The organism is Methylophilus sp. Q8 (assembly GCF_000800115.1).
Taxonomy (GTDB): domain Bacteria; phylum Pseudomonadota; class Gammaproteobacteria; order Burkholderiales; family Methylophilaceae; genus Methylophilus.
In genome coordinates this window covers 173,545-187,815 of record NZ_JUHE01000001.1, presented here as the reverse complement: position 1 = coordinate 187,815, position 14,271 = coordinate 173,545, and the positions used below count along the sequence as shown (strand labels likewise).

14 protein-coding genes and 2 tRNA genes are annotated in these 14,271 nt (G+C 52.1%); 12 read left to right on the top strand and 4 right to left on the bottom strand.

Annotation, left to right across the window (positions count from 1 at the left end; genetic code table 11):
* Nucleotides 1-18: 18 nt before the first annotated feature.
* Together GQ52_RS00970 and GQ52_RS00965 are read right to left on the bottom strand one after the other, a co-directional pair.
* Nucleotides 19-1,989 (bottom strand): site-specific recombinase, encoded by a 1,971-nt coding sequence (locus GQ52_RS00970; RefSeq protein WP_047514325.1) that lies wholly within the window; start codon nt 1,987-1,989, stop codon nt 19-21.
* A gap of 97 nt (nt 1,990-2,086) precedes the next feature.
* Nucleotides 2,087-2,800: a PDZ domain-containing protein gene (locus GQ52_RS00965; RefSeq protein ID WP_047514323.1), complete on the bottom strand. Its 714-nt coding sequence runs from the start codon at nt 2,798-2,800 to the stop codon at nt 2,087-2,089.
* Nucleotides 2,801-2,974: 174 nt separating this feature from the next.
* Between GQ52_RS00965 and mog the strand changes: the two genes are divergently transcribed.
* From mog to GQ52_RS00940, 5 genes are read left to right on the top strand one after another with little or no spacing between them, the layout of a single operon-like run.
* Complete coding sequence (gene mog, locus GQ52_RS00960; protein WP_047518449.1) at nt 2,975-3,574, top strand: molybdopterin adenylyltransferase; 600 nt, start codon at nt 2,975-2,977, stop codon at nt 3,572-3,574.
* Nucleotides 3,575-3,604: 30 nt separating this feature from the next.
* Nucleotides 3,605-3,961 (top strand): hypothetical protein, encoded by a 357-nt coding sequence (locus tag GQ52_RS00955; protein ID WP_047514320.1) that lies wholly within the window; start codon nt 3,605-3,607, stop codon nt 3,959-3,961.
* Nucleotides 3,954-4,901, top strand: a complete 948-nt coding sequence (gene thiL, locus GQ52_RS00950) for a thiamine-phosphate kinase (RefSeq protein ID WP_047514316.1) — start codon at nt 3,954-3,956, stop codon at nt 4,899-4,901. Before GQ52_RS00955 ends, thiL begins: the two co-directional genes overlap by 8 nt.
* Nucleotides 4,885-5,394 carry a phosphatidylglycerophosphatase A gene (locus GQ52_RS00945; RefSeq protein ID WP_047514314.1) on the top strand — a complete coding sequence of 170 codons (510 nt, stop codon included), beginning with the start codon at nt 4,885-4,887 and terminating at the stop codon, nt 5,392-5,394. The genes thiL and GQ52_RS00945 overlap by 17 nt, the downstream gene beginning before the upstream one ends.
* Nucleotides 5,391-5,894 carry a CinA family protein gene (locus GQ52_RS00940; RefSeq protein ID WP_047514312.1) on the top strand — a complete coding sequence of 168 codons (504 nt, stop codon included), beginning with the start codon at nt 5,391-5,393 and terminating at the stop codon, nt 5,892-5,894. Before GQ52_RS00945 ends, GQ52_RS00940 begins: the two co-directional genes overlap by 4 nt.
* A 20-nt stretch (nt 5,895-5,914) precedes the next feature.
* On the opposite strand, the gene GQ52_RS00935 is transcribed toward GQ52_RS00940, so the two are convergent.
* The gene (locus GQ52_RS00935; protein WP_024929691.1) at nt 5,915-6,274 is read right to left on the bottom strand and encodes a hypothetical protein; all 360 of its coding nucleotides are present in this window, start codon (nt 6,272-6,274) and stop codon (nt 5,915-5,917) included.
* Between the two features lie 272 nt (nt 6,275-6,546).
* On the opposite strand from GQ52_RS00935, the gene recA reads away from it, so the two are divergent.
* The 7 genes from recA to GQ52_RS00900 all read left to right on the top strand — a co-directional run bounded on the left by recA (nt 6,547) and on the right by GQ52_RS00900 (nt 13,690).
* The gene (gene recA, locus GQ52_RS00930; RefSeq protein ID WP_019881712.1) at nt 6,547-7,575 is read left to right on the top strand and encodes a recombinase RecA; all 1,029 of its coding nucleotides are present in this window, start codon (nt 6,547-6,549) and stop codon (nt 7,573-7,575) included.
* Nucleotides 7,576-7,580: 5 nt separating this feature from the next.
* A complete protein-coding gene (gene recX / locus GQ52_RS00925; protein WP_047514308.1) occupies nt 7,581-8,069 on the top strand; it encodes a recombination regulator RecX in 489 nt (162 codons plus the stop codon).
* Nucleotides 8,044-10,695, top strand: a complete 2,652-nt coding sequence (gene alaS, locus GQ52_RS00920) for an alanine--tRNA ligase (protein ID WP_047514305.1) — start codon at nt 8,044-8,046, stop codon at nt 10,693-10,695. Before recX ends, alaS begins: the two co-directional genes overlap by 26 nt.
* Before the next feature lie 25 nt (nt 10,696-10,720).
* Nucleotides 10,721-11,950 (top strand): aspartate kinase, encoded by a 1,230-nt coding sequence (locus GQ52_RS00915; protein WP_019881715.1) that lies wholly within the window; start codon nt 10,721-10,723, stop codon nt 11,948-11,950.
* A gap of 290 nt (nt 11,951-12,240) precedes the next feature.
* Nucleotides 12,241-12,334 (top strand) — tRNA-Ser (locus tag GQ52_RS00910).
* 120 nt (nt 12,335-12,454) lie between these two features.
* Nucleotides 12,455-12,531: transfer RNA gene (locus GQ52_RS00905), tRNA-Arg, on the top strand.
* Between the two features lie 229 nt (nt 12,532-12,760).
* Nucleotides 12,761-13,690 (top strand): polyprenyl synthetase family protein, encoded by a 930-nt coding sequence (locus GQ52_RS00900; RefSeq protein ID WP_047514302.1) that lies wholly within the window; start codon nt 12,761-12,763, stop codon nt 13,688-13,690.
* 60 nt (nt 13,691-13,750) lie between these two features.
* Here the strand turns inward: GQ52_RS00900 and GQ52_RS00895 are convergent, their stop codons facing one another.
* A complete protein-coding gene (locus tag GQ52_RS00895; protein WP_019881717.1) occupies nt 13,751-14,167 on the bottom strand; it encodes a hypothetical protein in 417 nt (138 codons plus the stop codon).
* Nucleotides 14,168-14,271: the final 104 nt, after the last annotated feature.

Sequence of the window (14,271 nt, the reverse complement as noted above, 5' to 3'; positions counted from 1 at the left end):
CAGCCTGCTGTTTCAAGTTTATTCCGGTTTTTTGGGCGGTAGTAAAAACTTGCCAGGTTGACGATACAACGCCGTCAACAGTTCCAGCCAAAAAGCTTTCCAGTGACGGTAACGCACTTTCCTTGATTTCATCGCTACATAAATCGCCAGGCCGAAGCTGGTGATCAGGTTGGTGGTGCCGACTAATGCAATGCCGAGTATGGTGGTTGCAATAATGTAGTGGCTGACCTGAAAATCCAGGGCTGGCAAAGCGTAGCCGGCAAACGCTGCCACAAAAGTGACGTGGCGGATATCCAGCGGCAAGCCCAACATGACGCCCAAGCCGGACGCAAAACCCAGCAAGCAGCCAAAGTAGAAGTTACCCGCCAGCGCGCCCAGGTTGTGGCGGATATATTCGGTAATGCGCCACAGGCGATCCTTGCCTAGAAGGTTTTGCAGCCAGTGCAAATGGCCTAAACGCTCCGGAATCCGGTTGTAAGCGGCTAAATTGTCGTGGTAGCCAGCGATCAGCCCGGATAAAAACAGGCAGACACCCGCCACCGCGGCATACATGACTGTCAGGCTGATCAGCGGGTTATTACTATCCAGTAAGGCATGCGCTTTTTCGGTGCCAATAAAATGATGGCCGGTGGCTTGCATGATCAGCCAGTCAATCAGGATCGCCATCGGAATCACCACCACCACATTACCCAGGATGGCAATGGTCTGGCTGCTGGTGGTTTGCGCGACGATATTCACCAGGTTATGGATGTTTTTGCTATCGTGGCCATGGTCATCTATGGTGGAAGCGATGGTTGCCGCCGTCATCGCCGGTTGTTTGGTGGCGACGGTAAAGTGTAGCAAATGGATAATGACAAAACCCAGGCCGTAATTGAGGCTAAACAAGATTGCTTCTGTCAGCGGCGGCAGGTGGTAGCTGGCAATCATGATTTTAATCATGCCCATGATGGCAATGATAATGCCTGCGCCCATGGCGGAGCCCATCAGTTTGAAGTATTCATTGCGGTGTTGCGCGATGTAATGCTCGCCGGTGTGGCTGGCGTTTTCAGTCACGCGCAAGGCCAGTAACTCTGTGTTTTGGCGCCAGTATTCAGACAGGTTGTTTTTCTTGCATTCGGCATCTACCAGTTGTTTGAGCAAACGTGTGATGGCGTGGCTGACATCATGCTTCAGGATCAGGCCATGCAAAATATCCAGCAATAACTGCATGCGTTGAATTTGCTGCAATATGCGTTGCATAAGTGCCGTGAGCGAAATGCTGGTGCCGGTTTTGGCGTTCGATTTGCGGATTTCATACGTCAGCTGCTCGCAGCGTTTGAGCACGCTGTACAAATGCTGGATATCTTCTGCCTGAATCGCCGGTAGTGCCAGAAACTGTTGAATTTCGATGTTCTGCGTAATAAACGGCGAGCCATTCGACTCCAGGTCTTCATGTTGCAAGATCAGCTCGGGATCCAGTCCGGAAGCGGATAAGCGATACGACAGCACCTGTAGTGCATCTTTGACTTCCTGGATACAGTTTTGCTGTTGCTGCGCGTCACCCTGGCTGATGTCCAGCGTCTGCATGAAGTCGCGCCAGACGGTGTCCGGCATGCCAATAACCCAGTCGACATCACTGTTTTTGTGGAATATCTGCCCAAACACATCTTTCAGGTATTTGGGGTCTGGCACATCGGGCAATAGCTTGTGCCAGAGGCGGCGGTAGATTTCGGTGAAAAAACCAAGGTCAGACTGGATGCCATGGTCGGAATAGAGCGAAATCACACTTTTTTCGTCCAGTAACCTGAGCAGGCTGTTACGCAATGACAAGGCATACTGTGGATGTTGCTGCAGCAGAAAGCACAAGGCCTGTAATGCCTTGCTGGCGCTCTCAATGTCGGTTGACACTTTGGGGCGGATATCGTCGAACAGCGCCCGCAAGAATTGGATATCATCCAGGTCACCGGCAGCTTCACGGGCTGCCTGGTGCTCGAAGGTAGGTTGAAACATGCACAACACTTTCTGTAATTCTATTTTTAACAAAGGGATTGCCGCTTACATGAGGAGTAGGGTGGCAATCGCTCGGGGGCTACTAAAGTCGTGGCCGTTATAACTGTACATCAGTCGCCAGTGGCTCTCCCTGACGCTCCAGTTGCAATTTGACGGCTTTGCCGCGGTATTTTCTCACCAGGTTGGAGAGTTGGGCTGCATCATCCACTTTTTCGTTGTTGAGGCTCAGCAATTGATCGCCACGCACCACACCGCCTTTTTCAGCTGCAGAGCCATGAATCACTGCGATCACGCGTACGCCCTCACTGCTGGCAGTGCTTGGTGGTGCATCGTCACCTTGTGTCGCTTGTTTAGGCACCAGTTTAATCACATGGATACCCAGCAGCGGAGATGGCAGTTTTGCCCAGTAGGTAGCGTAATAGCGATAGCTGCCTGCCGTTACCGCCACATCTTTTTCAGTCAGTGATTGCCCTTTTTTAACCGCTTCTTTGATGACTTCCATTCTGGATGATGGCGAAGCACCACCTGCCTTTTTCATATAAACCAGGATGCTGTCGGCCTGGATAGTACGGCCATGGTTGCGGGCTTGCTCGGCATCGACTTCGCCCGCTTCAAAGCTACTGAACCCCATCAGGTCGTAGCCATTTTCCAGCATCTTGATATTGTCTTCATCGCGGCGCGTACCACTGAACAGCTGCGGTTCCGGATTCGCTTGCAACGAGTGTAAATCACCCTGATTTTGTGCCTGGTAATGGTTGCTGTAAGGGTTATCTTCTGCCCAGGTGGCAGGGCTGAAGGCCAGGGCGGTCATTACTAAAGCATGCTTAACACATAGGGACCACTTGCTTGATAAGGAAGGGGCGGGCATAACGGACTGTCCAGGCTTGCACAGGGGGTTCATCGAATTCTCCATGATCGAATGGCAGGTTGTAATGTTATGATGTATTGGTACATTAACACAGTCACCATTGACATAGACCAGGTTATGCAAGAACAATTCGCGCGCATTGGATTAGTTTCTATCAGTGATCGTGCCTCGCAAGGCGTATATGAAGACAAGGGCATCCCGGCGCTTACCGCCTGGCTGGCACAAGCCCTGGTTTCTCCATATACAGTATCCAGCCGCCTGATTGCCGATGATCAAGCGACCATTTCCCAGACTCTCAAGCAACTGGTGGACGAAGAAGGTTGCCACCTGGTGCTGACCACGGGCGGCACCGGCCCTGCGCTCAGGGATGTAACGCCGGAGGCGACATTGGCGATTGCCGACCGTGACATGCCAGGCTTCGGTGAGCAAATGCGGCAAATCAGCCTACGTTTTGTGCCGACGGCGATTTTGTCGCGCCAGGTGGCGGTGATCCGCAAGCAGTGCCTGGTGATTAACTTGCCGGGACAGCCCAAATCGATACAGGAAACGCTGGAAGGCCTCAAAGATAACGAAGGCAATACGCTGGTGCCGGGTATTTTTGCGGCAGTGCCGTACTGCCTGGATTTGCTGGCGACCAGCGACAAACCGATGCCTTATCTGGAAACTGACGAAACCATCGTCAAATCTTTTCGTCCTAAATCTGCCATTCGTAAATAAACTCAATTCTTCAGTGATTAAAGAGATTGCATGCGTTACCACACCTTTTCCCGGCTGATTTTTATAAGTTGTTTTGCTTTGCTGACCTATTTGTTGCTGATGGAAATGGCGCCAACAAACGATGGCTCGATTTACAAAGACAAAATTCAGCATGTGATTGCCTTTGGTGGTGTCACTTTCTGGGGCTTGTTGGCATTTCAACGTTTTCCTAAAACGACCTTGTTCGGGCTAACTGCATTTGGTGCGCTGATGGAAGTATTGCAAGGCATACTCACTACCACCAGGCAGCCCAGCGTCTATGACTGGCTGGCGGATGTCGTTGGTATTTTGCTGGCTTGGGGCATCGCCACGGTGTGGTTGCGCTGGTGGCAGGGTCGTCGTGGCTGAATTTGCGCTCATCGCCAAATATTTTACCCGGCCGGCAAAAGCTGATCTGGGCGTGGGCGATGATGCGGCCCTGATTCGCGTGCGACCTGGCTATCAGTTAGCGGTTTCGGCAGATATGTCAGTGGCAGGCACACATTTTTTTGCCGATATTGACCCGTTTGCCATCGGCTGGAAATCGATGGCAGTGAATGTCAGTGATATGGCCGCCATGGGCGCCGAGCCAAAATGGGCCACCTTGTCGATTGCCTTGCCAGAGGTTGATGGGCCCTGGTTGCAAAGGTTTAGTGAAGGGCTGTTTGCCTGTGCTGATGCTTTTGGCGTGTCACTGATTGGCGGTGACACCACGCGCGGGCCATTGAATGTCGCGATTAATATCATGGGCGAAGTGCCGCAAGGCCAGGCGTTGCAGCGCAATGGCGCGCAGGCGGGCGATGATATCTGGGTCAGCGGCGTATTGGGGCAGGCTGCTTTATGGTTGCAACATCGTTTAGGCCAGCTGGATGTGCATGCCGAAGAACTCGCTGCGCTGGCCACGGCCATGCACCACCCGCAACCGCGCGTGGCGTTAGGGCTGGCATTGCGTGGCATGGCGACCGCCGCACTGGATATTTCAGATGGCTTGCTGGCAGATCTGGCGCACATACTAGAGGCGTCTGCCGTTGGCGCTGAGCTGGATTGGGCGGCGATGCCTAAGCCATTGTTGCCGCTGTCGTCAGTGACTGACGCTGTGTTGCAACAGGCAGTGTTGGCCGGTGGCGATGATTATGAATTATGTTTTACTGCTGCGCCGCAGCACAGGGATACTTTGCAGGCGCTTTCAACGCAACTGCGGTTGCCCTTAAGCCGTATCGGCAAAGTGACTGCGCATGCAGGTTTGCAGGTGTTTAACGGTGAAGTGCGCATCGACTTATCGCAGAAAGGGTATGCGCATTTTGGCTAATGACCGTCAGCCACCGCAGCCGCCAAGTTGGCGCTTGCTGTTTTCACATCCTTTACATTGCCTGAGTTTTGGCCTGGGCACCGGCTTGTCGCCCAAAGCGCCCGGTACCGTCGGCACATTATTGGGCTTTCCACTGTATTGGCTATTGATGAATTTGCCACTCGCACAGCAGTGCTTAAGTTTAGGCGTGTTGTTCTTGCTCGGCGTCTGGTGTTGTGAAGTGACAGGGCGCGCACTAGGTGTCAGTGACCATGGTGCCATTGTGTGGGATGAAGTCGTGGCGATGGCCGCGGTGTTGATCACGGTACCCTTCACCTTGGGCTGGGGTTTGGCGGCATTCGCCAGCTTTCGCTTGTTCGATATCTGGAAGCCTTTTCCGATCGGCTGGGTCGATCAGCGCGTAAAAGGTGGCTTTGGGGTGATGCTGGATGATGTCTTGGCCGCAATCATGGCCATATTGCTATTGCAAGTCGCGCAAGGATTTTTGTCATGAGCATGCTGCTTGAATTAAGCGCTAGCCTGGGGCCGGTGCTGCAAGCAAAGCATTGGCAACTGGCGCTCGCCGAGTCCTGCACTGGAGGGATGGTTGCGCAAGCGGTAACTGCCATCGCTGGTAGTTCAGGCTGGTTTGACCGTGGTTTCGTCACCTACAGCAATGCGGCAAAAACTGAAATGCTGGGTGTGCCTGCTGCATTGATTGCCGAGTTTGGTGCAGTCAGCGAGCCAGTGGCCGAAGCCATGGCGTTGGGGGCATTGCAATATAGTCAGGCACATCTGAGTGCTGCCATCACCGGCATTGCCGGTCCAGGTGGCGGGTCACTGCACAAGCCAGTCGGCACTGTGTGCTTTGCCTGGGCATCTCGCGGTGATGGTGACAGAGGCAATGCTACGGTGATAGAAACCCGTCATTTTGAAGGCGATAGAACGCAAGTGCGTGAGCAGGCCGCCAGCTATTTGCTGGCTGGCTTGCTAAAGATGGCTAATGCGTTGTAATCAGAACTATGTAATCAGAACTAGCGGTGATGATGGTGGCCGTGACCATGGCCATGTCCGCCACCGCCATTCCAGCCACCGCCGTAAAAGTTTCTCGGGCCGTAGTTGTAACCACCATAGCCGCCGTTTCCATACGAAAACTGGATAAAGCCAGGCGCTGGTTGCGGATAAGCCACTGCTGGTACGCCATAGAAGTTACTTTGCGGATGGCGGTAAACCACCACTGGTGGTGGCGCATAATATACCGGAGGTGGTGCATAGTAAGCAGGTGGGTACGGATTGCCGACCACCACGCCAACAGACCAGTTGTCCTGTGCTTGTGCGCTAAAGGCAGCCAGGCTGCCCAGCGTGAATGTCAAAATATATTTTACGATTTTCATAAATTCTCCTCACACGGAAAACAAATTAATGCTCCCTGAAGCTTTAACGCACCTGTCATCTAACGGTTGACAGCCACTGCGTTCAAATCGGCGATCTTGTCGTTATTCATTGACAGTCGCCGGTGAGCGTTCGCAGTTGGCATTCACTCGCCTAATTCATGGCTTCGCCATTTCACTGATGGTCGATTTATGAAATAATTAGAAGTTATTGTTTGAAGTATATAGCGTTTGTGTAAACAACGCATTTTTATTGGTCAAAGAAAGCAATCAGCATGGATGACAACAAAAGCAAAGCGCTCGCCGCCGCACTCTCTCAAATTGAAAAACAGTTCGGCAAAGGCTCCATTATGCGCATGGGCGACGGCGATATCGGGGAGGATTTGCAAGTCGTCTCCACCGGCTCGCTGGGCCTGGACATCGCGCTGGGCGTAGGCGGTTTGCCGCGTGGCCGGATTGTGGAGATTTATGGCCCGGAATCCTCGGGTAAAACTACACTGACCTTGTCAGCTATTGCGGAAATGCAAAAGCTGGGTGGCGTGGCCGCATTTATCGATGCCGAGCATGCGTTGGATCCGCAATATGCGGCCAAGCTGGGCGTGAATGTGCCTGAGTTGCTGATTTCCCAGCCGGATACCGGCGAGCAAGCGCTGGAAATTGCAGACATGCTGGTGCGTTCTGGTTCTGTCGATATCGTGGTCGTTGACTCGGTTGCGGCGCTGACACCTCGTGCTGAAATTGAAGGCGAAATGGGCGATAGCCATATGGGCTTGCAAGCGCGTTTGATGTCGCAAGCGCTGCGCAAGTTGACCGGCAATATCAAGCGTACCAATACGCTGGTGATTTTCATTAACCAGATCCGTATGAAAATCGGCGTCATGTTTGGCAACCCGGAAACCACCACAGGCGGTAACGCACTGAAGTTCTACTCTTCTGTACGTTTGGATATCCGCCGTACCGGCGCGATTAAAAAGGGCGATGAAGTCATTGGTTCTGAAACACGCGTCAAAGTGATCAAAAACAAAGTCGCACCGCCATTTAAGCAGGCCGAATTTGACATCATGTACGGCGAAGGCATTTCACGCCTGGGCGAAGTCATCGAGCTTGGCACCAACCTCAAGCTGGTGGAAAAAGCCGGTGCCTGGTATAGCTACAACGGTGAAAAAATCGGCCAGGGTAAAGAAAACGCCAAAGAGTTCCTGCGTGAAAATCCAGCGATTGCGGCAGAGATCGAAGCCAAGATTCGCGACAACTCGAATGTGCTGGCCGATAGCATGCCTTCAGCCAGAGGCGAGGACGATTAATTCCGTTGCCACCACCCCCAGCAAAAAAGCCGTTAGAAAAATCCTTACGCCAGCGTGCGCTGGAGCGATTAAGTAAGCGGGAGTATTCTGCGGCCGAGCTGGCGCAAAAGCTTAAGGCTTACGCCGATGAAGCCGATGATATACCAGCCTTGATCGCAGACTTTCAAGCGCGCGGCTGGTTGAGTGATGCACGCTACACCGAACAAATGGTGCATGCGCGCCAGGCCAAATTTGGTGCGGCACGGGTGGCTAATGAGTTACGCGAAAAAGGGGTGGATGACGCTCTGATTGCCGAAGCCGTTGCCGGTTTGCAAGAGAATGAAGTAGCACGCGCCAGAGAAGTCTGGCGCAAAAAGTTTAAAGCGGCCGCGACGACGCGTGAAGAATGGGCGAAACAAGCCCGTTTTTTACAAAGCCGCGGTTTTACGTTTCAAGTGATTAAACATATTTTGAATAGACACGCAGAAGATGACAGTCCAGAAGACTACAGTTAGTTACGGAAGTAACCCTTCCAGCAAGCAAATCCGCCAGGCTTTCCTGGATTTCTTTGCTTCCAAAGGCCACCAGGTGGTGACATCCAGTTCGCTGGTGCCGCATGGTGACCCGACCCTGCTGTTCACCAATGCGGGTATGAACCAGTTTAAGGATGTGTTTCTCGGCTTTGACAAACGCGCTTATACCCGCGCGGCGTCAGCCCAGAAATGCGTACGCGCAGGCGGTAAACATAACGACCTCGAAAACGTCGGTTATACCGCTCGCCACCACACCTTTTTTGAGATGCTGGGTAACTTCAGCTTTGGTGACTACTTCAAGCGCGATGCGATCAAGTTTGCCTGGGAGTTGTTGACCGAGGTGTATGCCTTGCCCAAAGAGCGCTTGATGGTCACCGTCTACGCGGAAGATGACGAAGCTTACGATATCTGGAATAAAGAAGTCGGCGTGCCTGCGGATAAAATTGTCCGTATTGGCGACAACAAGGGCGCGCGTTACGCGTCTGACAATTTCTGGATGATGGGCGATACCGGGCCTTGCGGCCCCTGTACCGAGATTTTCTATGATCACGGTGCGCATATTCCAGGAGGTCCTCCAGGTTCACCTGATGAAGATGGCGACCGCTTCATCGAAATCTGGAACAACGTCTTCATGCAGTTTAACCGCGATGAAGCGGGCGTGATGCATCCTCTGCCTAAACCTTCCGTTGATACCGGTATGGGCCTGGAACGTATTTCTGCCGTGTTACAGGGTGTGCATGCCAACTACGAAATCGACCTGTTCCAGGCACTGATTAAAGCAGCAGCCCGCGAAACCCATACCGCTGATCTGGATAGCCCCTCACTCAAAGTGCTGGCTGACCATATCCGTGCCTGTTCCTTCCTGATTGCCGATGGCGTGATTGCCGGCAATGAAGGCCGTGGTTACGTGCTGCGCCGGATTATCCGCCGCGCGATTCGTCATGGTTACAAACTTGGCTGTAGAGCCGCGTTCTTCCACAAGCTGGTCGCGGATCTGGTGGCTGAAATGGGTGAGGCGTATCCTGAGCTCATTAGTAACCAGGTACGCATCACCGATATTCTCAAGCAGGAAGAAGACCGCTTTTTTGAAACCATTGAAAACGGCATGCAGATTCTGGAAGCAGAATTGGCCACCAAGCCCGCTATTTTCAATGGCGATCTGGCGTTTAAGTTGCATGATACCTTCGGCTTCCCGCTGGATTTGACCGCAGATATCTGCCGCGAGCGTGGAGTGACCGTGGATACGGCTGGTTTTGATGCTGCCATGGCGCGTCAAAAAGAACAGGCACGCGCGGCCGGTAAATTCAAGATGGCCCTAAATCTTGAATATGATGGCGCGGCAACAACTTTCCACGGTTACGACAAGCTGGAAACGCAGGCCAACGTATTAGCGTTGTATAAAGACGGTAGCCCGGTCAACACCTTAAACGAGGGCGACATGGGGGTGGTGGTGCTAGATGACACGCCTTTTTACGCAGAGTCTGGTGGCCAGATTGGTGATAGCGGTGAACTTAAGTCTGCTAACGGTATTTTTGCCGTAGAAGATACGCAAAAAATCCAGGCGGCGGTATTTGGTCACCATGGCGTACTCAAAACCGGCAGCTTGTCAGTCGGTGATACGTTAGCTGCCAAGGTCAATTTGCAAGCGCGTGCCAACACCATGCGTAACCACTCTGCGACGCATTTGATGCACAAAGCCTTGCGTGAAGTGCTGGGTGAACACGTGCAGCAAAAAGGCAGCCTGGTGGATACGGAAAAAACCCGTTTTGACTTTGTGCATAATGCGCCGATGACGGATGCAGAGATTGCCAAAGTGGAAACCTTGGTGAATGCGGAAATTCTTGCCAACGCAGCCACGCAAGCACGTGTGATGGACATTGAGTCTGCGCAGCAAACCGGTGCCATGATGCTGTTTGGTGAAAAATACGGTGACGAAGTACGCGTGCTGGATATTGGTACTTCCCGTGAATTATGCGGGGGGACACATGTCAGCCGTACCGGCGATATCGGTTTGTTTAAGATTACTGCTGAGAGCGGTGTGGCTGCTGGCGTGCGTCGCGTGGAAGCGACCACCGGCGAGGGCGCATTGAAGCTGGTGCAGACGCAACAAGCCCTGATTAATCAGGTGGCTGGTGAGTTGAAAGCGCCAGCGCATGAGCTGCCTGCCAAGATCGCCCAGGTGATGGATAACGTCAAGTCTCTGGAAAAGGAGCTGGCACGCTTGAAATCCAAACTGGCATCCTCGCAGGGCGATGACCTGGCGGCGCAAGCCCTGGATATCAATGGCGTCAAATTGTTGGCGGCAACGCTGGAAGGTGCTGATGCCAATGCTTTACGCGAAACCATGGATAAGCTCAAGGATAAACTCAAATCTGCCGTCATTGTCTTGTCCAGTGTGACTGACGGTAAAGTCAGCCTGGCAGCAGGCGTAACTGCTGATTTAACGGCCAAGGTGAAAGCAGGTGAGCTGGTGAACCATGTGGCAGGGCAGGTCGGTGGCAAGGGCGGTGGCAAGCCGGATATGGCGATGGCTGGTGGTACCGAACCAGCCAATTTGCCGCAGGCACTGGCAAGCGTGAAGGCTTGGGCAGAAGCAAAACTAAATTAATTCAATTGATTAACAGAGCGAAATAATGGCATTAATCGTACAAAAATATGGTGGCACCTCAGTCGCCAATCCCGAGCGTATCCGTCATGTGGCGCGTCGTGTTGCGCGCTATAAAGCCATGGGGCATCAAGTGGTGGTCGTGGTATCTGCCATGTCCGGCGAAACCAACCGTTTGATCTCCTTGGCCAAGGAAATCATGCCGGATCCGGATCCACGTGAGTTGGACGTGATGGTGTCCACCGGTGAGCAAGTGACCATAGGCATGACTGCCCTGGCGCTGATGGAGCTTGGTATTAAGGCAAAAAGCTATACCGGCACACAGGTCAAGATTCTGACGGATGATGCGTATAACAAAGCGCGCATTCTGGACATCGATCAGCACAACCTGAAAAAAGACCTCGATGACGGCTATGTCTGTGTCGTGGCAGGTTTTCAGGGCGTAGATGCCAATGGCAATATCACCACGCTGGGTCGCGGTGGATCTGATACCACTGGTGTGGCCTTGGCTGCTGCTTTAAAAGCCGATGAATGCCAGATTTATACCGATGTGGATGGCGTATATACCACCGATCCTCGCGTGGTGCCTGAAGCGCGCCGCCTGGAAAAAATCACTTTTGAAGAGATGCTGGAACTGGCTTCTCAAGGCTCTAAAGTGCTGCAGATTCGTTCTGTGGAGTTTGCCGGTAAATACAAAGTCAAATTGCGTGTGTTGTCCAGCTTTGAAGAAGAAGGCGACGGCACACTGATCACATTCGAAGAAAATGAGGAAAACATGGAAGAACCAATTATCTCCGGCATCGCTTTTAACCGCGATGAGGCGAAAATTACCGTGACTGGCGTGCCTGATAAACCAGGCATCGCTTATCAAATCCTGGGCCCGGTGGCAGATGCCAATATCGATGTCGACATGATTATCCAGAACGTCGGCGCTGATGGCACCACTGACTTCACCTTTACCGTGCATAAGAATGAAATGAATAAGACGCTGGCCTTGTTACGCGATAAGGTGCAAGGCCATATCCAGGCACGTGAAATCAGTGGCGATGACAAGATCGCCAAGGTGTCTGTGGTCGGCGTGGGCATGCGCTCACATGTGGGTATTGCCAGCCAGATGTTCCGCACACTGGCTGAAGAGGGTATTAATATTCAGATGATTTCTACCAGCGAAATTAAAATCGCCGTGGTGATTGAAGAGAAATATATGGAGCTGGCGGTACGCGTGCTGCATAAAGCGTTCGGTTTAGAAAACGCTTAATAGAAACGCGGAATAAGCGGCTGCGCGGGCGAATTGCTGCGTTACGCGGTACTCAAAATCCTCATGTACTACAGTACATTCCGGTTTCTGCGTTCCGTGCGCCTTGCACTTCATCCCGCTCGCTCGCTGATTTCACGTTTCCTTTATGTAAAGAAATAAAACATTCTTGTTTTTGACGTTGATTTCTGAAGGGTTTTCACGTAGTATGGCGCCCTTCGATGCAGTAGCAATACTGCAAAGAGAACAGCGTAAGCTGTGTTGGTTTTATTAGGACTTGATTGTTTTAATAAGGTGAGCTGGCCGAGAGGTCGAAGGCACTTCCCTGCTAAGGAAGCATATGGGCTTAAACCTGTATCGAGGGTTCGAATCCCTCGCTCACCGCCAAAAACCTTGCTCCGTGCGGGTATTGTTTTTGGTAGATTGGTTGTTGGATGTGAATCTGCACCGCCACAAAGCTTAAAATAGTGTTATAATGCTGTTTTTGTTGCATAGCAGCAAACCTTGGCGCCCGTAGCTCAGTTGGATAGAGTATTTGGCTACGAACCAAAGGGTCGGGCGTTCGAATCGCTCCGGGCGCGCCAAAAATAAAAAGCCTTGTTTCTTCGGAAGCAAGGCTTTTTTCTTTTCTGTCATCCATCATGTATTTGCCGCTTATTCGCCGGACTTGCTGCATGATCAAGGCTGTCTGTATGTATATTCTGCCGCGTTGAGCGTAGCGAGAGGCGGGGCAGGTATGGTATGCTTTAACTTTGTTTTTTCATTGGTGTTTCAGTGTCTCTAAATGCTTGTTTGGCGCGGATTGCAGGCGATATGCAGCAGGTGGATGCCGTTATTCGCCAGTCTTTGTCATCTCAAGTTCCGCTGATTAATCAAATTTCGGAATACATCATCCACAGTGGTGGCAAGCGCTTGCGTCCGGCACTGGTATTGATGTCCGGCGATTTGGCTGGCGCGGTAACGCCGGCGCACCATTCGCTGGCCGCCATCATCGAATTTATTCATACCGCGACCTTGTTGCATGATGACGTGGTAGATGCGTCTGAGCTGCGTCGCGGTAAGTCGACTGCTAATCATGTCTATGGCAACCCGGCCAGTGTGTTGGTGGGTGATTTCTTGTATTCACGCGCCTTCCAGATGATGGTGAAGTTGCAAAACATGCGCGTGATGGAGATCTTGGCCGATGCGACCAATGTGATTTCTGAAGGCGAAGTGTTGCAGCTGCTTAATGTGCGCAATATTGGCGTCAGTGAGCAGGATTATTTACAGGTGATCCACTTTAAGACCGCCAAACTGTTTGAAGCAGCGACACGTTTGGGCGCTGTGCAGTGCCAGGCCAATGCTGAGCAGGAAGAGGGTTTGGCCACCTATGGCATGCATTTAGGCACCGCGTTTCAGCTGATTGATGATGTGCTGGATTTAACCGGCGACAGCGAAAAAATAGGCAAAACCTTAGGCAATGATCTGGCAGAAGGCAAAGTGACGCTGCCGATGTTGTATGCGATTCAACAAGCGCCAGCAGCGCAAGCCGATCTGGTGAAGCAGGCCCTGCTGGAAGGGCAGGTGTCTCAGTTAGGGGCTGTGCTGGAAATTTTGCATGCGGTGAAAGCATTTGATTACGTGCGCGCCGTCGCGCAAAAAGAAGCCAGCCTGGCTTGTGAAGCCTTATCCGTATTCGCGCCAACAGCAGCCAAGCAGGCCTTGCTGGATTTGGCTAACTTCTCTGTCAGTCGCCAGCAATAATCTTACAGCCAGCCTAGGAGCAGGCTGGCTATTACAACTTCAGTAATTTAGTTTTCAATATCAGTTTAATGCGATCGGTTCGCCACTGATATGGTAGTAGCTTAGTCGTGCACAATCATTGGTGGCGTTGGTGAGCGCGCCATCAAACAATGACTGTCCATTGACGTCGACCACTGCGTAGCCGTTGTGGTACAACGTCACTTCTGCCTGCATATCTTTTTCAGCAATCAGCTCGGCAGCTTTATGCAAGCCGCGTGTTTGTAGTGAACGCATGCCAAAGCTGATGCAGTTTTCCTCTTCCTCTTCACTGTAGACTTCCCAGTGTGATTGTCCGGTCAGTTTTGTCAGCCAGCCTGGCAAGTCAACTTCTACCCGGCAAATGACGGGCTCATCCCAGGCAGGATGCTCGACTTGATTTAACTCGACCTGATTGAGGCCTGCTTCGGTCGGTGGCGTAAATTTGATTTGATCAGACATAGGCAACTTCCTTCACTTGATAACGGATGTCACTTAAACACAGATACAGACCTGGTCGGTTGCACTGTAGTATCCATCTTACACATAAATGGTGCCAGGCAAGT

Excerpts from the sequence above, each read along its gene's own strand:
- GQ52_RS00970 (WP_047514325.1), bottom strand. The coding sequence starts at position 1,989 with ATGTTTCAACCTACCTTCGAGCACCAGGCAGCCCGTGAAGCTGCCGGT.
- GQ52_RS00965 (WP_047514323.1), bottom strand. The coding sequence starts at position 2,800 with ATGACCGCCCTGGCCTTCAGCCCTGCCACCTGGGCAGAAGATAACCCT.
- mog (WP_047518449.1), top strand. The coding sequence starts at position 2,975 with ATGCAAGAACAATTCGCGCGCATTGGATTAGTTTCTATCAGTGATCGT.
- GQ52_RS00955 (WP_047514320.1), top strand. The coding sequence starts at position 3,605 with ATGCGTTACCACACCTTTTCCCGGCTGATTTTTATAAGTTGTTTTGCT.
- GQ52_RS00945 (WP_047514314.1), top strand. The coding sequence starts at position 4,885 with ATGCGCATTTTGGCTAATGACCGTCAGCCACCGCAGCCGCCAAGTTGG.
- GQ52_RS00940 (WP_047514312.1), top strand. The coding sequence starts at position 5,391 with ATGAGCATGCTGCTTGAATTAAGCGCTAGCCTGGGGCCGGTGCTGCAA.
- GQ52_RS00935 (WP_024929691.1), bottom strand. The coding sequence starts at position 6,274 with ATGAAAATCGTAAAATATATTTTGACATTCACGCTGGGCAGCCTGGCT.
- recA (WP_019881712.1), top strand. The coding sequence starts at position 6,547 with ATGGATGACAACAAAAGCAAAGCGCTCGCCGCCGCACTCTCTCAAATT.
- alaS (WP_047514305.1), top strand. The coding sequence starts at position 8,044 with ATGACAGTCCAGAAGACTACAGTTAGTTACGGAAGTAACCCTTCCAGC.
- GQ52_RS00915 (WP_019881715.1), top strand. The coding sequence starts at position 10,721 with ATGGCATTAATCGTACAAAAATATGGTGGCACCTCAGTCGCCAATCCC.
- GQ52_RS00900 (WP_047514302.1), top strand. The coding sequence starts at position 12,761 with ATGCAGCAGGTGGATGCCGTTATTCGCCAGTCTTTGTCATCTCAAGTT.
- GQ52_RS00895 (WP_019881717.1), bottom strand. The coding sequence starts at position 14,167 with ATGTCTGATCAAATCAAATTTACGCCACCGACCGAAGCAGGCCTCAAT.